Source organism: Staphylococcus sp. FSL W8-0271 (genome assembly GCF_038006605.1).
Classification (GTDB): domain Bacteria; phylum Bacillota; class Bacilli; order Staphylococcales; family Staphylococcaceae; genus Staphylococcus; species Staphylococcus cohnii.
Genome location: NZ_JBBOVM010000001.1, coordinates 584,979 through 611,029 on the forward strand (window position 1 = coordinate 584,979; position 26,051 = coordinate 611,029).

General features: G+C 32.0%; 23 protein-coding genes and 1 pseudogene. 18 read left to right on the top strand and 6 right to left on the bottom strand.

Translation table 11 applies throughout. The annotated features are described in order from the left end of the window. Positions 1-41: 41 nt before the first annotated feature. Both NST87_RS02760 and rsp read right to left on the bottom strand, forming a co-directional pair. On the bottom strand, positions 42-371 hold the full coding sequence (locus NST87_RS02760; RefSeq protein WP_129314863.1) for a DUF4889 domain-containing protein: 330 nt from the start codon (positions 369-371) through the stop codon (positions 42-44). A gap of 158 nt (positions 372-529) precedes the next feature. Next, positions 530-2,629, bottom strand: coding sequence for an AraC family transcriptional regulator Rsp (gene rsp, locus NST87_RS02765; protein ID WP_071560375.1), 2,100 nt, complete (start codon positions 2,627-2,629; stop codon positions 530-532). Positions 2,630-2,849: 220 nt separating this feature from the next. On the opposite strand from rsp, the gene NST87_RS02770 reads away from it, so the two are divergent. Continuing rightward, on the top strand, positions 2,850-3,425 hold the full coding sequence (locus NST87_RS02770; protein WP_019468838.1) for a peptidoglycan recognition protein family protein: 576 nt from the start codon (positions 2,850-2,852) through the stop codon (positions 3,423-3,425). 347 nt (positions 3,426-3,772) lie between these two features. Here the strand turns inward: NST87_RS02770 and NST87_RS02775 are convergent, their stop codons facing one another. Then, on the bottom strand, positions 3,773-4,711 hold the full coding sequence (locus NST87_RS02775; RefSeq protein WP_019468839.1) for a magnesium transporter CorA family protein: 939 nt from the start codon (positions 4,709-4,711) through the stop codon (positions 3,773-3,775). Positions 4,712-5,009: 298 nt separating this feature from the next. Here NST87_RS02775 and NST87_RS02780 point away from each other — a divergent pair, with 298 nt between their 5' ends. The 4 genes from NST87_RS02780 (at position 5,010) to NST87_RS02795 (ending at position 10,863) form a co-directional block, all read left to right on the top strand. Next, positions 5,010-6,677, top strand: a complete 1,668-nt coding sequence (locus NST87_RS02780; protein ID WP_019468840.1) for a Na/Pi cotransporter family protein — start codon at positions 5,010-5,012, stop codon at positions 6,675-6,677. A 339-nt stretch (positions 6,678-7,016) separates the two neighbouring features. Beyond that, entirely contained in the window at positions 7,017-8,033 is a 1,017-nt protein-coding gene (locus NST87_RS02785; RefSeq protein WP_019468841.1) for an MsnO8 family LLM class oxidoreductase, read from the top strand. Then, positions 8,030-9,361: an LLM class flavin-dependent oxidoreductase gene (locus NST87_RS02790; RefSeq protein WP_019468842.1), complete on the top strand. Its 1,332-nt coding sequence runs from the start codon at positions 8,030-8,032 to the stop codon at positions 9,359-9,361. Before NST87_RS02785 ends, NST87_RS02790 begins: the two co-directional genes overlap by 4 nt. 29 nt (positions 9,362-9,390) lie before the next feature. Beyond that, a complete protein-coding gene (locus NST87_RS02795) occupies positions 9,391-10,863 on the top strand; it encodes a Na+/H+ antiporter NhaC family protein (protein WP_040030123.1) in 1,473 nt (490 codons plus the stop codon). A 94-nt stretch (positions 10,864-10,957) separates the two neighbouring features. On the opposite strand, the gene NST87_RS02800 is transcribed toward NST87_RS02795, so the two are convergent. Then, complete coding sequence (locus NST87_RS02800; protein WP_019468844.1) at positions 10,958-11,719, bottom strand: DeoR/GlpR family DNA-binding transcription regulator; 762 nt, start codon at positions 11,717-11,719, stop codon at positions 10,958-10,960. Between the two features lie 201 nt (positions 11,720-11,920). Here NST87_RS02800 and NST87_RS02805 point away from each other — a divergent pair, with 201 nt between their 5' ends. The 11 genes and pseudogenes from NST87_RS02805 (at position 11,921) to NST87_RS13775 (ending at position 21,411) form a co-directional block, all read left to right on the top strand. Continuing rightward, positions 11,921-12,976, top strand: coding sequence for an erythritol/L-threitol dehydrogenase (locus tag NST87_RS02805; protein ID WP_019468845.1), 1,056 nt, complete (start codon positions 11,921-11,923; stop codon positions 12,974-12,976). 48 nt (positions 12,977-13,024) lie between these two features. Next, positions 13,025-14,023: pseudogene (locus NST87_RS02810) on the top strand (dihydroxyacetone kinase subunit DhaK). 12 nt (positions 14,024-14,035) lie between these two features. Beyond that, entirely contained in the window at positions 14,036-14,668 is a 633-nt protein-coding gene (gene dhaL / locus NST87_RS02815) for a dihydroxyacetone kinase subunit DhaL (RefSeq protein ID WP_019468848.1), read from the top strand. Positions 14,669-14,700: 32 nt separating this feature from the next. Further along, positions 14,701-15,144, top strand: a complete 444-nt coding sequence (gene rpiB, locus NST87_RS02820; protein ID WP_019468849.1) for a ribose 5-phosphate isomerase B — start codon at positions 14,701-14,703, stop codon at positions 15,142-15,144. A gap of 375 nt (positions 15,145-15,519) precedes the next feature. After that, a complete protein-coding gene (locus NST87_RS02825) occupies positions 15,520-16,413 on the top strand; it encodes a copper resistance CopC/CopD family protein (protein ID WP_230620697.1) in 894 nt (297 codons plus the stop codon). A 20-nt stretch (positions 16,414-16,433) separates the two neighbouring features. Then, complete coding sequence (locus tag NST87_RS02830; RefSeq protein ID WP_230621699.1) at positions 16,434-16,769, top strand: hypothetical protein; 336 nt, start codon at positions 16,434-16,436, stop codon at positions 16,767-16,769. Between the two features lie 11 nt (positions 16,770-16,780). Beyond that, a complete protein-coding gene (locus NST87_RS02835; protein ID WP_019468850.1) occupies positions 16,781-17,365 on the top strand; it encodes a YcnI family copper-binding membrane protein in 585 nt (194 codons plus the stop codon). A 119-nt stretch (positions 17,366-17,484) separates the two neighbouring features. Beyond that, positions 17,485-17,898 carry a DUF2871 domain-containing protein gene (locus NST87_RS02840; RefSeq protein WP_019468851.1) on the top strand — a complete coding sequence of 138 codons (414 nt, stop codon included), beginning with the start codon at positions 17,485-17,487 and terminating at the stop codon, positions 17,896-17,898. 206 nt (positions 17,899-18,104) lie between these two features. Continuing rightward, a complete protein-coding gene (locus NST87_RS02845) occupies positions 18,105-19,136 on the top strand; it encodes an NAD(P)/FAD-dependent oxidoreductase (RefSeq protein WP_019468852.1) in 1,032 nt (343 codons plus the stop codon). Positions 19,137-19,169: 33 nt separating this feature from the next. Beyond that, positions 19,170-19,571, top strand: a complete 402-nt coding sequence (locus tag NST87_RS02850; protein WP_019468853.1) for a GNAT family N-acetyltransferase — start codon at positions 19,170-19,172, stop codon at positions 19,569-19,571. Between the two features lie 296 nt (positions 19,572-19,867). Continuing rightward, positions 19,868-21,411 (top strand): IS3 family transposase gene (locus tag NST87_RS13775; RefSeq protein WP_437129139.1). Its coding sequence is split into 2 segments (ribosomal slippage): positions 19,868-20,542 and positions 20,545-21,411, totalling 1,542 coding nucleotides; the frame shifts between segments, so codons are not numbered across the junction. Between the two features lie 140 nt (positions 21,412-21,551). Here NST87_RS13775 and NST87_RS02865 read toward each other — a convergent pair. Together NST87_RS02865 and NST87_RS02870 are read right to left on the bottom strand one after the other, a co-directional pair. Continuing rightward, complete coding sequence (locus NST87_RS02865; RefSeq protein WP_019468854.1) at positions 21,552-22,916, bottom strand: glucose transporter GlcP; 1,365 nt, start codon at positions 22,914-22,916, stop codon at positions 21,552-21,554. A gap of 215 nt (positions 22,917-23,131) precedes the next feature. Next, on the bottom strand, positions 23,132-24,121 hold the full coding sequence (locus tag NST87_RS02870) for an acrylyl-CoA reductase family protein (RefSeq protein WP_019468855.1): 990 nt from the start codon (positions 24,119-24,121) through the stop codon (positions 23,132-23,134). A 255-nt stretch (positions 24,122-24,376) separates the two neighbouring features. On the opposite strand from NST87_RS02870, the gene NST87_RS02875 reads away from it, so the two are divergent. Together NST87_RS02875 and NST87_RS02880 are read left to right on the top strand one after the other, a co-directional pair. Beyond that, a complete protein-coding gene (locus NST87_RS02875; RefSeq protein ID WP_019468856.1) occupies positions 24,377-24,895 on the top strand; it encodes a GNAT family N-acetyltransferase in 519 nt (172 codons plus the stop codon). 268 nt (positions 24,896-25,163) lie between these two features. Beyond that, positions 25,164-25,964 carry a hypothetical protein gene (locus tag NST87_RS02880; protein WP_019468857.1) on the top strand — a complete coding sequence of 267 codons (801 nt, stop codon included), beginning with the start codon at positions 25,164-25,166 and terminating at the stop codon, positions 25,962-25,964. The last annotated feature ends 87 nt before the right edge of the window (positions 25,965-26,051 follow it).

A 26,051-nucleotide genomic window follows, 5' to 3' on the forward strand; every position in this document is an offset into this window, starting at 1 on the left:
GAAATGCTTATAGGGCTGATTTGTGACGCGGTTTTATTTATTTACATGCCTTTCATGTCCATATCGTGAATTTTCATCATTAGACCATGCGGAATGTCATCGTGATCAACGACTTCCATTTTACTATAAGTGTCTTCGTCCTCAGATTTAATAAGTTTTACAAAATCACCTTTTTTAGGATTAAATCCTGATTTAGAAGGTATTTTTACATTTTCCTCTACTTCATGGTCTTTTTCACTCACTACTTTATCAGCAGTTGTACTATTTTTCATGTAGCCAAAGTATGTCTCTTTTTGACCACCAGAAACCATCATAATAACTAAGACAATAGCTACAATCACCATTACTGCACTGATAATAATTGCAAACATTTTATTTTTTAAAATTAGATTCTCCTTTATATATCTTTACTTCAGTTATATCTGATATTTTAGCATAATGCAATTGAAGTATAAGCGATGACAAAACTTTTAAATTAAATTTTGCTAATATGTACTTATTTTTAAAGTTTCATGTCTATGCTGCACTATTATTTATTTGTAGGTGATAAGCGAATGTATTTCACCTCATCTCGACCAATATCAAACTCAATAGGTGTGTGTGGATAGGTAGTGTGTCGTAATTCTGATTTCGGCATATTTGAACGTTCTATATTTTTTAACAGTGATTGTTCAATGAAAATATCATTAAATATAGGAGATAAAGCATAATCTATAAAACCATGTTCTCTATTTAACGTACGTATAAATAAAATTAATTTTGAAATAATTGTTTGTTGTTTTAATATAAACTTTCGCTTGTTTAACGTTGTGTGCGTATTGGCATTGAATAATAGTAAATGTGTACATTGTTTATCTTTTGCAACTAAATAATTAGGTTGTATTAATATCGCTTTTCCATAAAATGGCTTTAAGAATTGCATTATATATACAATGGGTTCATATATACCGTGATAATTCATTAATGTAACGTCATATATACATTTATTCATTAGTTCATAGCCAACAGCAGAACCATTTTTAATCAATTGTATTGTATGTTGCATAATTTCTGATAATCCTAAAGGCGCTTTTTGATTATATTGAGTGAAGTGATTTTTAGTAAGTTTTGAGTACACACATTTATTAGGTTGTAGCTTAGAAAGTGTGACGAATTTATTATAATAATCACTATAACTTGATACATTATCGAATTGATGGCTATGCTTTAATAACATTGTACGTAATTCGCTACGTTCTACATCAATAAAATTAAAGTCAAAATTAAATCTATGTAAGAGTGTAAAAGTGTGTTTAAGACTTTGAGTTTGGGTTAACACGCCTTCTACATTGATTGCTAATTTGATATTAATATTTAAACTTCTGACTTTAATGTACAATCTGTTTATATCATTTAACTTTAAGTATTCTGAATCAAATAGAATCATAAAGTTATACATATTACCATTAGCATGATATTTAGGTTTGAATATTAAAAATTGGGAAATCACTTGTTCTATTTTTTTATATTCTTCCATGGATTTAATTCTAATAACTACGCCTATACAGTTAGAAAAAATAGCATCGATTAAATTGACAATCCCATTTAAATTGAGTGAAGATGATGCTAGATTGCTCACATTATTTATAAGTAAATAGCAGTTTGTAAGGTCACTAAAATTAAGTTTTTGATTTAAATTTGTTTGAATTATATCCATTAGATTATCAATATGAATAAAGATGGTAGGTTGTTTTCCCAAATCATTATACTTTAAGTGGTCTAAATTGATAATTTCGTTATCAAGTGATTGATTATTGTCATCTAAGTAGGCTTTGAAATAGTGTGAATATCCGCTAATATCAGTAGTTAATAACGTAATAGGATTATTGTGCAATATATTAAGCTTTTTTCTATAAGCAAGCGGTGTTAACTTGAGATGATATTTGAATTGATGAGTATAGTTAGCATAATGATTGAAACCCATATTCTCAGAAATAAGATAAATGGTTTTGTTACTATTAATAAGTTCATTAAGAGAAAGCGCAATTTTTAAACTTACTACATAATGTTTAAAGCTAATACCTAAATATTTTTTAAATAAAATCGATATGTATGAACTAGAAATATAAAAAATTGAAGAAATTTCTTTGGACATGATATGTTGTGTAATGTGCTTTTGAATATAATCTGATATTTTATTTAAAAGTTCATTTTCAGAATGGATTGTCGGTATATAAGCATAATCAGTTGATTTTTTAGTTTCTTGCTCTAAGGTAGAAATAAGCTCAGTTAATTGAGGTAATTCCATTGAATTCATAGTATTTAATTTTTCAATCATGTTTAGTATTAAATACTTCAAGTATTCTTGAGCATGCAATGCTTTTGCATCATAATAACAATTAAAAAATAATTGATTAAGCGGGATGATTTGTTGTATTGGTATTTTTAGTTCAACAAGTTGTTCTGCGTGAGTTATACAAAATAAATCACTATGATTGATGATAGCGATATTGTTTTCAACCGAAGTTTGTTTACCATTAATATTGATATTCAATTTACTATTTAATGAAAATAACAGTATGACTTGGTTGATACAACGTTGCGTGTCTGTAGTTAAAAAATCGTGGATACATAATGTGGCATGTTCCATTCTATCTAGCAACTCCTGATAACATATTGTTATATTGACTAAATTACATTATATAATAAATAGTTGTGAATATTAATATATTAAATATAACTATTTTCTTATTTCAAGCGCTAATTCAATCGATAAAATTAAATTGTGTACACCATTAAATTTGGAAAAAATAAATTAAACGAACTAATGATGAAAAATTTAAATATTTAAATATTAAAGAGGGAAAATAATGGAGCATATATACTCAAATTATTATGAAATAGAAGAGAAAATCACTGAACGAAAAAAAGATATTTTAGGTGTCGTTCTACACGATGATGCCGAAAATTATTCTGCCAAAAATTACATTACATGGTTAAATAAGCGCATTGAAAAAAACGAATTAGAAAAAGGATGGGCGAGCGTCTACATCGACCAAGACACATGTTACTGGTTTCATCCAACACAATATACTGAATGGCACTGCGGAAATATATTTGCCAATACGCATTATATTGGTATCGAGAGATGTCAGTCTAAAATCAATGGTATATTAACAGATAGTGCATTTATGAAGGTAGAAGAGGTTAGCTTTTGGCTAGCAGCTGCAATTTTAAAGAAATATCAATTGCCTGTTAATAGAGAAACAGTAAGAATCCATAAAGAATTTTATGATACTGAGTGTCCAGCAAGATCGTGGTTAATTCATTTGGAACAAGCTTCAAGCACATTGGAAAACATGAATAGATTGAAAGATTATTTTATCTATAAAATAAAATATTATTACGATGATATTACTAAAGAAGATATTATGCCTTTAGGTTAAGGCCAGTATCAAATTAAAGTCAGCTAATATTCATTTTTACCATCAGCAAAAAATAGTTTGGATTATAATATTTAAAAAACGTCAATTCTAATCGTATAGAAATTGACGTTTTTATTTTTGAAAATTAACCTGATGTGACAAGCTATTCTCAATATATAAATTTTAATAAAAAAGTGAAATAAATTTAAAAGGCATGTCTCCTAAATTTTTGAGGAAACAAGCTTTTAGAATATTACAGAAAACCAAAGTACAAATTTCAAGATTCAGTACAATAACACATGATAGAATCTTTCATATTGAGCATAAGCTTTATATCTAGTTATTTTTAAATGTGTGTTTGCTCTATATCAAAACTTTTGCTTTCGCCATAGAAATGCACCAACACATGAAACGATAATTAGTGAAATAGCGATCACGATAACCCAAGAGACATAGCTATGTTCATCAATAGGTAATGGAACATTCATGCCGAAAAAGCTAAATACTAAAGTTGGTAATGTTAAAAAGACAGTAAATAATGTCAATGTTTTCATCGTATTATTCATTTCATTTGAAAGTAGTGATGCATATGAAGTTGTAATACTTTCTAATATATCCGTGTATAATCTTGTGGTCTCTAAAGCTTGATTATTTTCTATGACTAAATCTTCCAACAAATCTTCATCTTCTTCAAATCGTTTAATTGCAGGTAATCTGAAAAGTTTCTTTACTATCGTTTCATTACCTTTTAATGCTGCTAAGAAATAAACTAAACTCTTTTCAACTTCCATTAAATTATATAGTTGTTTGTTTGTAACATTATTTTTTAAATCACGTTCTATACGTAATCTCGTTTTATTTAATAATCTAAGGTTTCTATTATAATGATTCGCGATCGTTAATAATATATTGAGCGCGAATCGGCTATGAAAATGTAAATTTAAATTTTGATGGCTAAATTTTTCTAGAAATTCGTTCTCCACATTACATACAGTAAATATTTTTTTATTACCAATAATAATACCTAGAGGAATTGTTATAAACGAGAGCACATTAAGATTTGTATCATTAACAACTGGCAAATCAAGGATTATGAGGGAATAGCCTGTTTCTTCATCGTATTCAACACGAGAACTTTCCTCAGTATCTAGAGGGTCTCTAATAAAATTTTCTGGTAAATGGTATAAATCTATTAAATGTTCTATTTCTTCCCAATTTGGGTCAACGACATTGATCCATGAAGCATCATGGTCTAAAGTTGATGTTATTATTTCTTGTGTTTGAGTATGTTTATAAGCAGTAATCACAATACAAATCTTCCCTTCATTAAATTCTTAATTATATTAGCGAAGATTAGAGCGGTTGACAAGTATCTTTCAATTTTAATTGTAATACTTATAAAAAGAATTAATTTAAGGATATTATAAGTATCATATTGTAAAATCTGCATGGTTAACGAATTTAGAAAGGTTTGCATGTATTGGTGAAATAAGATTACAGAAATGTTGAGAAAATACGATGTAATTTTAAAGATAAATTAACATTAGCTTAACAAAAATTAGTTATACTTCACATAGTTTACAAATATTTTAAAGAGGTGTAACGATGGATTCTTCTGTAATGGAGATTATTTTTACCTTTATTGGTGGATTAGGTATTTTTCTATATGGTATTAAACAAATGGGAGACGGTTTACAAGCCGCAGCTGGTGATAGATTAAGAAGCATTTTAAATACTTTTACAAGTAACCCTTTAATGGGTGTCTTGGCTGGTATGATTGTAACGATATTAATTCAAAGTAGTTCGGGCACAACAGTAATTACTATAGGTCTTGTTAGTGCAGGCTTTATGACAATGCGTCAGGCAATTGGAGTAGTTATGGGAGCGAATATTGGTACTACAGTTACTGCATTTGTTATAGGTATTGATATCGGTGAGTATTCGCTGCCAATTTTAGCAATTGGTGCATTTCTAATTTTCTTTATTCAAAAACGTAAAGTGAAAAATGTGGGTATGATTTTATTTGGTTTTGGTGCATTGTTCTATGGTTTAGAACTTATGAGTGGTGCAGTTAAACCATTAGCAAATTTAGACGCTTTTAAACAAATTATGTTAGATATGTCTTCGAATCCATTATATGGTGTGGTAGCAGGTACATTATTAACAGTAATTATCCAAAGTTCAAGTGCCACAATTGGTATTTTACAAGGATTCTTTGCCAATGATTTAATTAGTTTACACGGTGCACTTCCTGTACTTTTAGGCGATAATATTGGTACGACAATCACGGCAGTACTTGCCAGTTTAGCAGGCTCGTTGGCGGCAAAACGTGTGGCAGCTGTACATGTACTCTTCAATGTAATTGGCGCTATCATTTTCTTAATAATCATGCCTCTCTATCAATTAGTTATTGAATGGATGCAAGGGATTATGAATTTAAAACCTGAAATGGTTATTGCATTTGCACATGGTACGTTCAATGTAACAAACACAATTATTCAATTGCCATTTATTTTCATCCTAGCATGGATTGTGACGAAGTTAGTACCAGGCGAAGACTTGAATGAAAAATATAAACCAAGAATGTTAGATAAAAATTTAATCAACAGAGCTCCTAACTTTGCATTACAAGAAGCTCAAGATGAAATTCAAAATATAGGTCATATGACTTTCGATATGTTTAGATATGCTAAGAACTATGATGATAAAACAGAAAAAGATATAATTCAGAAGCATGCAGCTGTGGAAAGTATGTATGACAATGTAAGACAATATTTAACAAAAATCTCTGAGAAGAAGATATCCAAACAAGATGCAGAAAGAATGTCTGTGTTATTCGATGTTAATCGAACGTTTATTAAAGTAGCAAGTTTAACAGAAGCTTATTTATTGGATTTAAAGAAAAAAGAAACAGAATCAATTCAAATATCTGCAAAAGCAGAACAAAGTATTGAAAGACTATATGACCATGTCGATGCGTCACTTGAAAAAACAATTGATATGTTTAACGTATATGACAGAGTTAAAAAAGATGAAATCGTTCGTTTGAGTAACGATTCGTATACATTAGAACATGATCTTAGGAAGAAACATATCAAGCGCTTAAGTTCTGGAGAATGTTCTTTAGAAGGTGGTTTGCTATATCTAGATATGATAGCTATCTTAGAGCGTATTGGTTACCATTCTAGAAACATTTCAGAATCTATGATTGATATAGATAATATTGAACATGAGGATGATGAAGTGGAACATACTTTGGGTTGGTCATATTAAAAAGTAATTTTTACCACAATGTATGCAAAATTTAATATCATATAATGAGGCAAGCCATAACAGAAATAAATTTTATGCTTAGTCTTTTAAATTAGAGCGGAATAACATCACTTTATTAAAGGGTGATGTTACTCTGCTCTTTTTTTATGAGAAAAGTGTACTTGGTTAACAATTTTCAATTTAAATGATAAATGGTATGTAAAAAATGGAGTACTCGAGATGGCAAAAGCAACCCCTCTCTTAATCCTTAGTAAAACGATAAGGATACTTGACAAAATGTTACCGTGAGCATAAGATTGAAACTAATATAATTTTCAGAAATCGATGGGGGGATTGTTTATGACATCTATTAGTATACTTGATCAAAGTCCGATAGATCATAATGAAGCAGTTAGCGACGGGATAAAGAGAACAGTTGAACTCGCTCAATTAGCAGAAAACCTGAATTATACAAGATATTTTGTTGCAGAGCATCATAATATACAAGAAGTCGTTGGTACGAGTCCTGAAATATTAGTTACACATCTATTAAACCAAACAAGTAGAATAAACATTGGTTCTGGTGGGGTTATGCTACAGCATTATAGTCCATTTAAAGTGATTGAGCAGTTTCATTTTATGAGCCAAATCGCTCCGGGAAGAGTAGATTTAGGTATAGGTAAAGCACCTGGTGGTTTTCCTCTAGCGACACAAGCATTGCAAGAAGATATCAAAAGTTCACCTACATCTTTCAATGATAAATTTCATCTATTAAATCAATTTAATAATGGAAACTTTCCTAAAGAAAATCCATATTCAAATTTAAAAACAACGATTCGTAATAAAGAGGTTGAAAAACCACATGTTTTTCTTTTAGGTGGCAGTGAACGATCAGCGCGTTTTGCAGCAGAAGAAAAAGTAGGATTTATTTATGCATATTTTTTGAATTCGGATAATGAACTTTTACAAAAAGCCATTCGTACATACAAAGCATTTTACCCTGAGGGGAGAATAATTGTTGCCTTGGCTGCTGTTGTATCGAATAGCGAAGCGGAGTACACATTAATTGAAGAAGGGCGTACAAACTATGTTTTACACTTTGATGACGGTCAAAAATTAACAGTATCAAGTGAACACCAAATTGATGATTTTAAAAAGCAAAGTTCAAGGACATTTGAAATTGAAGCACAACAAATAGAGGTATTTAATGGTACAGCTGAGTCCATAAAACAACAGATTCATGAATTAAATATAGATGATGAAGTTGATGAATTTATGTTTCATATGCCCGTTCAAAATCATTCATTACGATTAAAAACAGTAGAGCAATTAGCGCGTGTATATAAAAAATCGACTTTGAAAGCAGGGGTAAAATGACAAATAAAAAAATAGATTTTGGAATTATGTTGAACGGTCCTGGTAGTCATATGCATGCTTGGAAATCAAGTGAGGTTCCAAGTGATGCAAGTACAAATTTTGAATTTCAACTTGAAATTGCTCGCAAAGCAGAAAAAGCTGGCTTCAGTTTCGTTTTTGTAGCAGATGGATTATATATCAATGAAAAATCGATACCACATTTTTTAGATAGACATGAACCTTTAACATTTTTAGCAGCTCTTTCTCCTATAACGCAGCAAATTGGATTAGTTGGTACGATTTCAACTTCGTATAGTGAACCGTTCACAGTGGCCAGACAACTTTCAACCATTGATAACATTAGTAAAGGTCGTGCAGGCTGGAATGTGGTAACTTCGCCTTTAGCTGGGAGTGCTGACAATTATAGTAAAGGAGATCATCCAGAACATGATGTTCGATATGATATTGCTGAAGAACATATCCAAGTTGTACAAGGATTATGGGATTCGTACGAAGATGACGCGTTTACGTTCGATGTTGAAAATGGTGAATATGTTGATAAAAGTAAAATGCATACTTTAGATTACAAAGGTCAATATTTCCAAGTTAAAGGTCCTTTGAATGCAAGTCGGTCAGAACAAGGACAACCTGTTATATTCCAAGCAGGAGCTTCTCCTAAAGGACAGGCATATGCAGCTAAATATGCTGATGCCGTTTTTACACTTGGTGAGTCACTTGAAATTGCTAAAAGTAATTATGACAGTATTAAAAAACAAGCCCAAGCATTTGAGCGTAATCCCGACCATGTTAAAGTCTATCCAATGCTAGCACCAGTCATTGGAAAAGATAAAGCCGAAGTAGAGCGACGATTAAATGAACTTAAATCATTAGCAACAATTGAAGAGGCTTTAGACTACTTGGGAAGATATTATGATCACCATGACTTTACTCAATACGAATTAGATGCACCATTTCCAGAGTTAGGTGACGTAGGGAAAAATAGTTTTCGTGCAACTACTGATGCAATTGCTGAACGTGCGAAATCACAAAATTTAACGTTAAGAGAAGTTGCTCTAGAAGAAACTGTAAGACGTTCACCATTTACAGGCACTTATGAAGAAGTAGCAGCATTAATAATTGAATGGTTTGAACAAGGTGCAGCAGATGGCTTTATCTTTGGACCACATGTCTATGGTGAAATATATGATGAATTTTTAAGAGAAGTGTTACCGATATTAGAAACAAAAGGTTATTATTCGAAATCTTATGAAGGTAGTACATTACGTGATCATCTTGGTATTCCGTTTAAAGAAAATCGATATCGAAACACAAAAGTAGAGCATATCTAATCTAAATGATTTTTAAGGAGTGAAATAGAATGTCTGAATATAGTGCAACTTCACATCATTCGCAAACAGATGTTGAACAAGACCAATTAAAAATAAAAGAAAAAAGAAAATTTCAATTGCCACACGTGTTATTAATGATGTTGATGATGATGATGTTTGCATGTTTACTGACATATGTCATTCCAGCTGGTGAATTTGACACGACAAAAAGTGGTGAAATTGTACAAGGAACTTATCATGCTATTTCACAAAATCCAGTTAATCCGTTTTATGCAATTACCTTAATATTAAATGGGGGTATACAATCAGCTCAAACTGTAACTTTATTGCTATTTGTTGGTGGGGCAATTGGAGGTATGTTGCAATTGGACTCAGTGACAAAGTTAACTAATTATATGATATATAGATTTGAACACGCAGGTGCTTTACCACTTATTATAGGATTATTTTCTTTAATGGCGTTTATAGGGTTTTTTGTAGGTGGCGATCAGATGATTGTTTTTGTTACGCTCGGTGTCATTTTAGCGAATAGGTTAAAATTAGATCCAATTATTGCCCTTGGCATGACCTTCCTACCTTTGTATATGGCATTTTCAGTTTCTCCTTCAGGTATGGCTAAAATTGGTCAAATCGTTTATCCGGAAGTCACATTATATTCAGGATATGGTGGGAGAGCAATTATGTATACAGTGTTTTTATTGGTCACTTTATTATATGTTATCTGGTATGCGAGAAGGGTTATTAAATCACCAAATAAAAGTTTGATGAATACTACATCTTGGCAACAAAATAATGTGCAAACAACAAATACAGAAATTGATTTGAAAGATAGAACAATTAATTGGAGAGATTTGGTTGTAGTAGGATTAGTGATTTTTACACCTATAGTGTTAGCAATAGGTAACGGCATGTTAAGTTGGACTGAGAAATATGGAAATGGTGTATTCATTACTGTTTTTGGTATTAGTTTTGTGCTTGCTTACTTAATAAAAAGTAAACGGCCTAGTGAAATGGTGGATGGATTTCTAGCAGGAGCTAAACCAATGCTAGTGGTTGCTTTTGCTATTATCATGGCAAACACAATCAGCGTCATTCTAGAAAAAGGTAAGATTTTAAGTACGATTGTCAACGGATTAACGACACAACTTGATGGTTCTTCAGCCGGTGTCGTATCAATATTAATATTTTTAGTAGCAACAGTATTTAATTTTTTAGTACCATCTGGTTCAGGTTTAATGAGTGTCATGGTTCCAATATTACAACCAGTTACGCATACACTTGGTGTGAATGACCAAATACTGTTAACTTCACTATCTTTTGGCGGTGGATTAGGTAATTTAATTACGCCAACATTGGGTGCGACAGTAGGTGCGATTGCTATTGCGAAAGCTAATTTTAGTTCATGGTTTAAATTTATGGCACCATTGTTTTTAATTTGGGTCATCGTAGGTTCAATTGTGTTGTATATCTTCACTACTGTTGGATGGTCAGGTGGTATATAAAAAGATTGGATAATTATTTTAAGTAAAAAAACTGTATCAATTAGGTATTAAATTATTCTAATTGATACAGCTTTTTAAATTGTTAATTTTGAAATTAAACAACAGTTAACTTAAATGGCATGTTTTGTAGCCATTTTTTTTGGGGGGGTTCATCAGTAATAACTTCAGTAATATCAGTGATTTTAGCAAATGATAAAGTAGATGAAATATCAAATTTACTGTGGTCTATCAGAGCAATTACTTTTTCACTTTCTTGAACCATCTGCTTTTTGAGTTGAACTTCAGGTAATGAAAAATCAGTCAAACCATTTTCTAAGGTGAAACCGTTTGCAGATAAAAAGAAATAATCAATATGATACATTTCTAAAATTTGTGAATCAATGTTTCCAGTAATTGCATTTGAATCTTGTGATACAAACCCTCCAACTACGAGCACTGTTAAGTTAGGATTTTCTTTTAAGAGTACTGCATTTTCCAATCCATTTGTAATAATCGTAAGTTCCATTGTTGTCTCAGATATTAATTTTGCAAGCTCATATGTAGTTGAACTTGCGTCGATGAGTATGCATTGTTGCGGTTCGATTTTATTTAACGCATGCTCACTTATTTTATGTTTTTCACGATGCTTTTGTGTTAAGCGGTAAGAAAAGTTTAATTTAGAAGTCATCGTATCATTTACTTTTGCTCCGCCATGTGTACGTGTAATCTTATTTTCACTTTCTAAAAGCCTTAAATCGCTCCGAACTGTTGCTTCTGTCACGCTTAAGTAATCTGAAAGTTGTTTTACAGTAGCTCTTTTATGTGACTTTATATAAGTATATATGTGCTCTCGTCGTTCATCTGCATACATTTTCATATGATTCGCAACCTCCTTATGTTCATAATTTAGTTTAACACAATTTTTTATAAAAATAACAAAACAAAAGCAAAACGAAAATAAACGAAAAAATATTTGAAATAAATGAAAATATATATTAGAATTATAGGTATAAATGAAAGCGTTTTCTAATGAAAGAAGGGGTTGTTGAAAATGACGAATAAAAATTAACCAGACAAAATGAATGCAGTTGTAGCATATGCGCCAGGGGATTATAAATATGAAACAGTAGAGACGCCAACAATTGAGAATTCAAAAGAAATTATAGTGAAAGTTGAAGCATGTGGTATTTGTGCAGGAGATATTAAAGCGTATGGCGGAGCACCAAGTTTTTGGGATGATGAAACGCAACCTTCTTATATTAAAGCACCGATGATACCGGGCCACGAATTTATTGCACGTATTGTTGAGAAAGGCGAAGATGTGACTGATTTTGAAATAGGTGATCGTGTCATTTCTGAACAGATTGTACCTTGTTGGGAATGTAGATTTTGTAAACGTGGAGAGTATTGGATGTGTGAAAAACACGATTTATACGGTTTCCAAAATAATGTCAATGGCGGTATGGCTGAATACATGAAATTCACTAAAGAAGCAATAAATTATAAAGTTCCTGAAGATCTACCTATAGAAAAAGCAATTCTAATTGAACCATATGCTTGTAGTTTACATGCAGTGCAACGTGCAAACATCAAATTAGGAGATTTCGTTGTATTATCTGGTGCTGGAACACTGGGGCTTGGCATGATAGGAGCTGCTAAAAAATCTGGCGCTGAAACTTTGGTTGTACTAGATATGAAAGATGATCGTTTAGAATTAGCGAAACAGTTTGGTGCAGACATTGTAATGAATCCAGCAAAAGTTGACATAGTAAAAGAAATTAAGGATATGACTGAGGGCTATGGTTGTGATACTTACATTGAAGCGACAGGACATCCTAAATCTGTTGAACAGGGTTTGAGTGCAATTAGAAAACTAGGAAGATTTGTCGAATTTTCTGTATTTGGGGATCCAGTAACTGTTGATTGGAGCATCATTTCTGATCGTAAAGAACTAGATTTAATGGGTAGTCATTTAGGACCTTACTGTTATCCGCTTGTGATAAATGGTATACAAAATGGTGATTATCCAACTGAAGGCGTAGTAACACATCAATTGCCACTGCAAGATTTTGAAGAAGGCTTTGAATTGATGAAAAAAGGAGATAAGTCATTGAAAATCGTGCTTGTACCTTAAAACAGCAAAGTGATAGATAACATAGATAGTTAAAAGGAGAGACTTTAAATGAAAAAGATGATTAATCATCCTGATGACGTTATAGAAGAATTAATGGCCGGATATTTAATTGCTTATCCTGAATATATTAGACGTTCAAACTTGCATCAAAGAGCATTAATTGGAAAAAAACGACACCCTAATCGTAAAGTGAGTGTTTTAATTGGTGGAGGATCAGGACATGAGCCAGCTTTTATCGGATATGTTGGTCAAGGTATGGCTGATGGTGTGGCAGTAGGTAATATTTTCGCTTCACCTTCACCAATTCCTATACAAGCTGTAACTAGAGAAATTCATGACGGAAATGGTGTGTTATATATTTATGGAAATTATGCAGGAGATTTAATGAATTTTGAAATGGCCAGCGAAATGACAGAAGTCGAAGATGATATTTAAACAGCAGTAGTAATAGGAAATGATGATGTTGCTTCAGCGAAGGAAATTGAAGAGAGACGTGGCATAGCAGGTGAATTACTGGTTTATAAAGCTGCAGGTGCTGCTGCTGATTTTGGCTATGATTTGAAGGAAGTACGTCGTATTGCACAACTGGCAAATGATTATACACGTTCGATGGGCATTGGGTTAAGTCCTTGTTATTTACCGCAAACAGGAAAACCAAGTTTTGATCTTGAAGATAACGAGATGGAAATTGGATTAGGACATCATGGTGAACCAGGTATTGAAAAAACAACGATTCGCACAGCAAAAGAAACCGTCCAAGTTATTATGAAAAACATTTTGAAAGAAGGTCTTTATCAATCAGATGATGAAGTGGTTGTGTTAGTAAATGGGTTGGGTGCAACCTCACAAATGGAATTATATATTATCAATAAAGAAGTTGATGCAATATTAAATGAAAATAATATAAAGACGTACAAATCGTATATTGGTAATTTTATTACATCAATGGAAATGGGTGGCTTCTCAGTAACATTGATGAAGGTGGACGAGACGTTAAAGTCATGTATAGATCATCCTGTCGATTGTCCAAATTTTAAAGAAGTCTAGGAGGAAATTGTAATGACATTAACAAGTGAAACATATAAATCATTCATCCTAGCATTAGCTGAGTTGTTTGAAGAACAAAAAGATAACCTATGTGAATTAGATAGAAAAATAGGTGATGGTGATCATGGTGTGACGATGAATATTGGTTATCAAGCTGTAAAAAGTACGATTCATAACGAGTTACAAGTACAAGATGATATTGCAAAAATCAGTGTTGCTGTTGGTAAAAGCTTTTTGGATGCAGTCGGGTCATCTGTAGGTCCTTTATATGCTTCAGGTTTTTTAAAGTCAGCAGTTGCAGTGAAAAATAAAACTGAATTAGATGATACAGACTTATATCAATTTTGGATTGCATTCAGTAAAGGAATTAAGGCAAGAGGTAAAGCTGAAATAGGTGATAAAACGATGATTGATACACTTGAACCATTCTATCTTTCATTAGAAACATCTAAATATCAAAGTATTAATTTCAAGGAAGCATTTGAGATTGCACTTTTAGAGGCTAAAAAAGGTATGGAAAGTACAAAGGATATTGTTTCAAATAAAGGCCGTTCTAAGCGATTAGGCTATCGTGCGCAAGGTCATGTAGATCCTGGCGCGATGTCAGCGTATCTGATGTTAAATACATTTAAATCATATGTATAAGTGAAGTGATAAGTATATAAGGAGGAGTTAGAATGAAAATAGCAATCGGTGCAGACCACAATGGTTACGACTTAAAAGAGGCAGTGAAAACGCATATAGAAGCACTGGGCCATGAAGTCGAAGATTTTGGTTGTCATCATTGTGCAGAGACGGATTATCCAGATGTTGCTGCTAAAGTTGGTAAAAGCATCCAACAAGGAGATAATGAACGTGGTATTCTTATTTGTGGAACTGGCATTGGCGTTGCGATAACAGCCAACAAATTAAAAGGCATACGCGCTGCTTTGGCGCATGATTACTATTCTGCAGAGCGTGCACAGTTAAGTAACAATGCTCAAATACTGACTATGGGTGCACAAATTATTGGTATAGAAGTTGCTAAAAAAAATGTTGAAGCATACTTAAATGTAAGTTGGGAAGGTGGTTCTCAACGTAAAGTAGATAAAATTGTGCAAGTTGAACAAGATGAATTTTAATGCGTTATATTTATGTAAACCATATCATTCTTGAAGAATAAGAAGTTGAGGCCTAAAGCGCATAATTAAAGCAAAGGACTAGTCCGTGTGAGAGTCGACGGATTAGTCCTTTGCTATTTAAATTTATACATAATTTGTAACTTAGCATTTCTAATAAAAACAAATTTAGCATTAGTTTAATACTTATTTTTATAACAACACATTATAAATATTTTTAATGGAAACAAAACTAATATTTTATTTCTAATTAATTGGAACAATAATATTTAATTTATAATTATTTGTCCAAAAAATGACAAAATGAAATTTATATTGTGAATATATATTTCTTTTATTTCATTGATAATATAAACTTTTTGAAAAAGGGGGATGAAAGTGCAATTAACATTTAAACTTCATAAGTTTTCTTATGTTATATTTATAATTTCGTTAATCATTGGGATAGTTACTTGTTCTCAGCAAGTTTCAGCACATGCAACTTTAGAAAAAGTTACTCCAGCACAAAATAGTGTTGTTGAAAACGCGCCAAAAGAAATAACATTACAATTTAATGAACCAGTCCATTCAAAGTATTCAAGCATAAAGATTTATGATGACAATGGTTCTGAATTGACTGAAGTAAAACCAAGTACAACAGGTTCCTCTCAAACATTGACATTTCCTATTGAAAATTTAAATAAAGGTACGCACAGTATAAAATGGCATACAATGTCTGCAGATGGCCATGAGATCAATGATAGTTTTGAATTTTCAGTTGGAAAACAGACAGCAAATGGAATTGATACAGCACCACCGTTTTATGAAAAGGCAGATTTTTGGTTTGGGGTTACGCGCTTTATAATAGAAGGATTATTGATTACACTTACCGGCCTTTATTTTGTCAACCGCTTAGCTAAAAGACAAAGTTTACCTCATTTAAATTTTAAAACATACACGATGCCAACCATTTTGACGTTGGTCATGATTTCCGTTATCACAGTTTTAATTTATATGATGACTTTATCTTCTAATGTTGTGTCAGATGTGTTAAGTCTACAAAAAGCAACTTTATTGCAAACACCATTCATATTAACAATGATTGCAGTTATCATATTATTATTGCTTTTCACTTTGAAAAATATGGCTACAAGTTGGTATATATTCATTCCAAGTCTAATATTAATTGCGCTTAGTATGTCTGGACATGCTTGGTCTCAATCTGTACCAATATGGTCGATTTTTATCAGGGTGATCCATATTACTGGAATCTCATTTTGGTTAGGGCTTTGATATACTTAGTGGTGATGGTATTGGGTAAAAAACAATTTGCAGTAAATCAAATGAGGCCTTTTTTATTAAAAGTAAATATTAGCGCTGTCATGTTAATTGTCATATCAGGTGTCCTTATGTCAATTGACCAAACGAATGTCTTAACATTGTGGAAAAATATTCAAACGTGGAGCGTTTTATTACTTATTAAGATTCTGCTAACATTTGTGATGATGACGTTAGGATTTTATCAAACAACTAGAGCGCTTGGTAAGCATCGTCAGACAAATAGATTTGCATTAATCATAGAACTAAGTATAGGTATTTTACTCATATTAGCAGGTGTAATTATGAGTCAATTAAATATCCCAGGATAGGAGTTTAAAAGATGAAAAGACAATTTATTTTAGCCATCGCAGTTTGTTTTACTGTTTTAGTATTTTCCAAAAGTGCTCATGCACATGTGACTATGAATCCTGACACAAGTGAACCAGGTTCTTATGAAAAATATGATGTTAGAGTTCCAGTAGAAAAAGAAGCGAACACGACAAAAATAGAGTTGAAAGTACCCAAAGGTGTAAATGTTGTAGGTGTTGCACCACAGGAAACATTTGATCATAAATTAACTAAAGATGACGATGGTAATATTACCAAAATCACTTGGACAGCTAAAGATAAAGGTATTGGACCCAATGAATTTGTCGATTTACCTATTCAAGTAGCAAATCCTGATAAAGAAGGCGAATTTAAATGGGATGCTTATCAAACTTATGACGATGGAGAAACTGTAAAATGGAATGGTGATGAAGACGCAGAAAAACCATCACCTATGACTAAAGTATCCAAAAAAGCTGATGTTGATTCTGAAAATAATCAATCGGGCAATGATTCTATCGCTTTATGGATTGTATCTATCATAGCTATTATTTTAGCGCTCATAGCAATTTTTAAAAAGTCTCGTAAAGAAAGATAAAGTATAAGTGATTAAGCTAGTAATCAGATTTTGATTACTAGCTTTTTTGTGAAGTTTGGTGAATTGTCACTGTATTTTAATTAAATTTATTTTATAATAATTTTTAAGGAGGATTTTGAATGCGCAGAATATTATACGCTTTTTTAATTTATACAATCTTAGGATTGCTTAGTGGTTTTTATTATCGTGAATTAACACTTGCTTATGACTTTACAGGTGATACACAATTAGTAGTAGTACATACGCATACGTTAATATTAGGAATGTTTATGCATCTCATTTTATTACCAGTAACAAAAGTATTTAATTTGAGTAGTTATTATTTATTTAATTGGTTCTTTATCGTGTATAATATAGGTGTATTGGTAACGATTGGTATGATGTTTACGAAAGGCACTTACCAAGTGATGGGACTTAAAGTTCCAGAATCATTTGCTGGCTATGCAGGAATGGGGCATACAGTGATTACAGCTGGTTTTATTTTATTATTCTTCTTGCTTAAAAACGCCATTGTCAAAAAATCAGAAAAATAATTTCTCTAAATAGATTTTTAAAACAAATATAGCAATCATAGATATAGCAGACGATCGATACGAATTTGATCGTCTTTTTATTTTATTTTAAAGCCATTATACATATAAAGTAATTAATTATTTAAAAAGTCACCCTTTTTAATTGATAAGCATTATCAATAATAGGATAATAGGTATTAATAAGTAGTACATGTAGGAGGATTATTATGGATGATGTAATCATTATCGGTGGTGGACCAGCCGGTTTGTTCGCGAGCTTTTATTCTGGATTAAGAGGGATGAATGTAAGAATTATTGATATTCAAGATAAGCTAGGAGGTAAAATGCACGTGTATCCTGAAAAGATTATTTGGGATATCGGGGGCTTGGCACCGAAACCTTGCTATGAAATTATACAAGATACTGTTAATCAAGGACTACATTTTAATCCTAAAGTAAATTTAGAGGAACGTGTGATAGATATTAGGAAATTGGCTGAACGTCATTTTGAAGTAGAGACCAATAAAGGAAATATATATAAATCCAAATCTGTTATTATCGCCATTGGTGGTGGCATCATTAATCCAAAACAACTTGATATCAAGGGAGCAGAAAGATATCAATTAACAAACTTACATTATGTTGTGCAATCTTTAAAACATTTTAAAAACAAAAACGTATTGATTTCAGGGGCAGGTAACTCTGCTCTAGATTGGGCAAATGATTTAAGTGGCTATGCTAAAAGTGTGACATTAATTTATCGAAAAGCGGATATCAAGGGTTATGAAGCAATGAAAAATATATTAGATGGATTGTCAGTAGAAAAGTTACCCAACACACATATCTATCAATTAATAGGAGACGTTACCCAGTCGCGTATAGAACAAGTGATATTGGAAAATATTGAAACAGGGGAACAAGAGGTACGTGCTTTTGACGAAGTCATCGTCAGTCATGGATTCGATAGAGAAAATACATTATTAGAACAATCTACAACTCAAGTTGATATGCATAGTGAATATAATATTAAAGGTTTTGGTAACACTGCAACGAGTATTGAAGGTCTATACGCTTGTGGTGATATTATTTATCATGAAGCAAAAGCACACTTAATCGCGAGTGCTTTTAGCGACGCAGCAAACGCAGCTAATCTAGCAAAGCTTTATGTTGAACCAGAAGCAGCTCCTGAAGGTTATGTATCGAGTCATAATGATGCATTCAAAGAATCTAATAAAGTAGTGATGAAAAAATATTTATAAATCATGGTTTAGCAGTCTGGGGGATGAAAATACATGGTTAAAATAAAGTACGAAGCGCCAACAGTACAAGATTATAGAAATATGAGAAAAAAAGCTGGGTTAAGTGAAAAATCACAAAAGGCGACAGAAAAAGGGATATCAAATGCATGCTTTGACATTACAATATATGATGATGACTTATTAATAGCGATGGGCAGAGTAATTGGAGATGGCGGTACTGCTTTTCATATTATTGACATAGCAGTAGAACCACGTTATCAAGGTCAGGGTTATGGTAAACAGGTTATGACTAATATTATGAAATATATATCATCTGTTGCAGAAGATGGTACTTATGTGAGTTTAATGGCAGATTATCCTGCAGATCAATTGTATGAACAATTCGGATTTACGACTACGGAACCTCATTCTTGTGGGATGTATATCAAATACTAAATTTAAATATGTTGAAGAATGTTTAAATGCGAAGCAGTAGTTTAAAGATAGTTATCTATGAAACACACGTCCATTGCTCTATCATAAAGATAGAATCTGACGTGTGTGATGTTGTGCTAATTGATATCATTTTTTAATGATAATACAACGCGTTCACATTCAGAGTGAATGATACCAAACCATCTTTTAGAAAACTATACGGATTAATTTGCGAGATGCAAAGAGAGCTAATCCAGAATGATATGCTCCCTTCAAAGTAGACACTTAAAAATGTAAACTTTGAAGGGAGCTTTTTTATGACTCATAGAAAATTATCACCTGAAACTTATCAAAAAGCTTTCAGCTTATATGAAGAAGGATATAGTATGAAAAATGTAATTCAAAAATTAAATTTAAATTGTTCTCCTAGAACATTATTGATTAACTATTATAAATTTAAGAAGCATGGAATAAAGGTGCTTTTACCAATTCAGAGAAATAATACCTACTCAAATGAATTTAAGCTTAAAGTTGTGCACGAATATATAAATGATGGCCTATCTTTAACTGATTTAGTAGTTAAATATAATATCCCCACTACTTCAACTGTAAACAAATGGATTTCAAAGTATTTGTCGGGTAAAATATTAAAAACATATTCTCCAAAACCCGAGGTGTATCAATTGAAATATAAATCATTAACATTTGAAGATCGTGTAGAAATCGTTGATTATTATATGAATCATGGCCAATCGTATAAGACAACAGCAAATCATTTTAACATCAATTATAGCCAAGTATATAACTGGGTAAAAAAGTACAACTTGCATGGATATGATGGGCTTAAAGATGGACGTGGAAAAGGGAAACCCCAGTCTGTATTAACACCTGAAGAGGCATTAAAAGCTGAAATTAAGATACTTAAAGAGAAAAATAAATTTCTTCAAATGGAAAATGACGTTTTAAAAAAGGAAGAAGAAATAGAAAGGAAGTTGATGAAACAGGCATCAGACAAAAAGCATCATACCAAACGGTAAAAGCATTTAAAAACCTTTATCCGATAGCTTGGTTATGTTCAGTATTAAAGATATCACGTTCAAGTTACTATAAATGGTTACATCGCAAACCATCAAATAAAGAAATTGAAAACCAAAAATTGATCAAAGATATCGTTGATATCTACAATAAATACAAAGGCATATATGGATATCGTCGTATATACATATATTTAAGACTTAAACTACATCAAAAAGTAAATCATAAACGTGTCTATAGATTGATGAATCAACTGAATCTAAAATCTACTATCCGCCCTAAAAGAAAACGATATATTAAAACAACACCTGAAATTACAGCACATAATATATTAAATAGAAAATTTGAAGAACAAATCCCAAATAAAAAATGGTTAACTGACGTTACAGAATTCAAACTAAGCAATGGTAAAAAACTTTACTTAAGTGCTATTTATGACTTAGGCAGCAAACAGATTATCAGTCATAAATTAAGTACCTCAAATAACAATAAATTTGTATTAGATACGCTCAAAAAAGCAGTCAAACTTGTGCCGAATACCGAAGGTATACTCTTACATAGCGACAGAGGATATCAATATACAAGCAGATTATTTAAAGTTACGTTAGAGCAACTTGGTATAAAACAAAGTATGTCACGACCAGGATGTTGCATAGATAATGGACCTATGGAAGGTGTATGGGGAACTATTAAAAGTGAATTGTTTAGAGGAAGAAAAAAAGTGATTTTTAAAGACAAGGCTACAGCAATAAAAGCAATTAATTCATATATAGAATTTTTTAATCAAGAAAGAATAACATTAAAAATGGCTACCCTTATATCGTAAATATAAGGTAGCCATAAACATTTTGTTTTTTTCACTGTCTACTTGACAGGGTGCAGTTCAGAACGGATTAGCTCTCTTATTTTGAGCATAGGTTTTATACCCTAAAAACTCACATTAATTTTGTTTTAGCAATGTAATGTTTATTTGGATTCTTTAACATTGACATCAGTTGCATTTGTTCTAGATCTTAAATCAGCTTCTATTTCTTCTAAACTACGTCCGCGTGTTTCTGGTAAGTATTTAATAACAAAGATTAAAGCACAGACACCGATAGCTGCAAAGATTAAGAAAACTTGTTCTACTGATAAAACATCAGTCAAAATAGGGAATAATTGCGCAACTAGTAAACTACCAATAGATAGTACTAAAGCAGCGATTCCTGTTGCAGCACCACGTGCGCGCATTGGGAATAATTCTGGTAACATAACCCAAAGTACTGGTCCCCAAGTAAAACCAAAGAAGATGATGAAAAGCGTTAGACAAGCAACCATAATCCATGCAGAAGATTGGATACCAATTGTCCAAACTAATATTGCCATGATTAATAGTGAAGCTACCATACCAATATTACCGATGACTAATAATCGCTTACGATCTATTTTATCAATAATCATAATTGCTACAATCGTAATAAGGACGTTTACGGTACCAATACCAACTGTGCCTAATATAGAAGTTGCATTTCCAAGACCAGCTTTACTAAATATCGTTGGTGCGTAATAAATAATAGCGTTAATACCTATAATTTGTTGTAATAAAGCAAATACACTACCAATGATCAATGTTGGTCTTAACCAAGGTGATTTTAATACATTCCAAGTGCTTTCAGAAATAGCATTTATTTCTTTCATATCAGCAATTTCTTTATCAATTTCGCTTTCTTTAAATGTTAATTTCATAACGTCACGAGCAGCTTTTTCACTTCTGTGTTCAAGTAGCCATCTAGGGCTTTCAGGCATAAATGCTACACCGATTAATAGAATGAGTGAAGGTAATACTGCTAAACCGAGCATCCATCTCCATCCTTCGATTGGAGTGAAAGCATAGTTAATTAAATATGAAGATAAAATACCAATTGTAATCATTAATTGGTTTAAGGAACTTAACGAACCACGTTGTTCGGTAGGTGCCATTTCAGATAAATATACTGGTACGATTGCTGTTGAGCCACCGACAGCTAATCCGATAACAAGTCTACCAATTACTAATACTGGCATTGATGGTGCTAAGGCTAAAATTAATGCACCGACAATATAAATAATAGCGATAATAAATACAACACGTCTACGACCTAATCTATCAGACATAGGTCCACTCGCACCGGAGCCGAAGATAGCGCCGACTAACATCGATGCAACGACAAGTCCTTCAGTAAAACTATTTAACGGTATGTCATCTTTTATAAATAACAGTGCACCTGATATAACCCCCATGTCATAACCATAGAGTAATCCTCCCAATGCACCAAGGAAAAAGATGAGCTTTTTATTCACTTTGATTCCCATATTAACCCTCCTGATAATATTCAATAATAATAAGTATACGCTTTCATATTTTAATTGTAAATGTTAAAGTATAATAAATTTATCTATTGATATATATTTATATGAATTGTAATATTTTTGTAGTTTAAATAAAAATGTATAGTTATATAAGTTGATATCAAATAAAACTCCGCACATCAATTTTTGTTTGATGTGCGGAGTTTTATAAAATCATCTTATGCGTCGAATTCGATAACAATTCTACCAGAATTATTATGTTGAAACACTTCATCTATGCTGTTTTTAATATCTTTAAAGTTTATATTATGTTTTATATCATGTAATTGATCTGGTTTTAAATCTTTTGATAGACGACGCCAAATATGTTTCCGTTGTCTCATTTCTGTATATACAGAGTCAATACCTATAACGTTTACACCTCTTAATATGAAAGGAAAGACTGAACTATCGAATGTAGCGCCTCCTGTCATGCCAATGAGCGCAACGCTACCATTATAATTAAGTTGCTTAATGATTTGTGAAAAACTGTCACCACCAACTGGATCGATGACTGCTTGCCATGTGCGTTTACCTAAAGGTTTATTATCTTCTTTGTCAATTCTAGAAATAACATCTTTTGCACCTATGGTTTTAAGTGTTTCAGTAGCTTCAGTCTTACCTGTACTAGCGATCACATCATATCCAATGCCATTTAACATCATAATCGCTAATGTTCCTACACCACCTGTTGCACCTCTTACAAGCACTTGATCTTTTTCTACAGATAGTCCATTATGCTCTAATTTTTCAATTGCTAAACCAGCTGTGTAACCTGCTGTCCCATATATCATAGCTTCTTCAAGTGTGAGGTCTTTAGGTAAAGGTACAATCCATTCTTCTTTTACGCGAACATATTCACTAAAACCTCCGAAATGGTCTGTTCCTAAACCGTACCCTGTAACGATGACTTCATCTCCTGGTTCAAAAGCATGTGTGTCAGAGTGAGCTACCACACCTGCTAAATCGATGCCTGGCACCATTGGATAACTGTTAACAATTTTTGAATTGTCTAATGTAGCTAATGCATCTTTATAATTAATTCCAGAGTATTTCGTTTTAATCAACACTTCACCTTCTGGAAGATCATCTATTGTCATATCTTTAAATTCGCTTGTTACTTTGCCGTCTTGTTCATTGACCACAAAAGCTTTAAATGTTTTCGTCATTGCCTTATGGCACTCCCTTATGTATATATATTTATGAACAATTAAAAAACTAGAACTACTTTATCATGATATTGTGAATTTCACAATAAGTGTAAAAGCGCTGATTTAAAAGTAAGCGTTTTAATTTTAACAATCGTAAACTTTATGTCATTTGACTATACTTTAAGTTGTCAAAAAAATATATTAAGTCGTATAGTAACATATTTAACATTTTAGTATACTAATTGACAAGATGGTAAAAAGGGGGCATGCAGTATGACAGATAATATTGAATTGGTAAAACAATCGGAAGTACATCGGTTAAGAGAAATTTGTATTACAACATTTAAACATACATTCAAAGAAGGTGGATATACACAGGAAGATTTTGAAACCTATTTTAAACAGGCATATAATGTGGAAACGTTACAAGACGAATTGAATAATAAACATTCATTCACATATTTTTATCTCAGCAATAATGAAATTGTAGGTTATTTTAAATTAAATATAGACGATGCACAAACTGAGGCAATGGGTGAATCCTACTTAGAAATTCAAAGAATATACTTTTTACCTCAATCACAAGGTGGAGGAAAAGGGAAAAATGTTTTTGATTTTGCAATTAAAAAAGCACGCGAGTTGTATAAAACAAAAATTTGGTTAGGTGTATGGGAATATAATGAAAAAGCATTAAACTTTTATAAAAAACAAGGCCTACGTATAACAGGTTCCCATGAATTTCATACTGGTAACGTGGTAGATACAGATTTAATAATGGAAAAAAACATATAGCAGCTTTTGAAAAAGTCATTTATCCTGTAATCTGTTCAATTATCTTGGCGCATTGTATTCCTATTGCAAAAGCTAGATATTAAATTAAAGCTTCTATTTTTTAAGTTTTTGTAAAAATTATATTTATTTCAAAAAAAGTTTTGATAAAAGGTGTTTATTTAATAATAATAGTGAATAACATAATGATTCTCATTTATCCTAATTGTTAAACACATTACATAATTTTAAATTAGGCAATGGGAAGGACACAACTAAGGAGGCTTATTATATGAAGAAGTTATTAGCAGGTTTTCTTACACTTACATTAGCACTTGCTGCTTGTTCTAATGGTAGTGATGACAATGGCGGTAGTAAAGACGATAGTTCGAAAGACAAACAGTCTTCTGATGACAAATCAAAAGACTCAAAAGATTCTAAGAGCGATGACAAAAAGGACAATGATAGTTCCGATAAAGATTCAGATAGTAATTCGGACAACAAATCAGACAGTGATGCTGATAAAAATAGTTCTGACTCAGACTCTAGTTCTAACTCTGATGATAGCAGCAATTCTGGAAACAGTGACAATGCCAATGATAGTTCGACTAACGGTTCCAACGGCAGTGATAGCAATAGCGATAATTCAAATAATGATAACAATTCAAGCAATGCGGATAGCAATGAGAGTACAGCAAGTAATGCAAATAGTAATGCTGATCAAGCATCTAATAGTGCAGGTAATTCAAATGCGGGCAACACAGGTAACAGTGGTGCTTCTCAATATGTGGCGCCTTATCAAGGTCAAAATGCAGTGCCAGTCGCACAAAACATTACTTCAGGTAGCACTGACGCACAAACAGCTTTACAGTCATTGCCTAATTTCCAAAACGCTTTAGACAATGCAACTGCTGAAGTCAATGCGTTAAATGGCCAATCAAATCCTTATAATGATTATGCTATTGAAGGAAGCGAAGAGAATTATAGCTATATTTTTAGCTTCCAAAACCAAGCACAACCTGGTAGTTATTCAATTGTAACTGTTGACCAACAAGGAACTGTTAGAGTAGTTGATCCAGCTTACCAACAATAAAAGCATCATAAAATAACGTGATTTTTATACGTATTATAAAAAAGTGGCAAGTAGAAAGCATTAACTTCTAACTTGCCACTTTTTAAT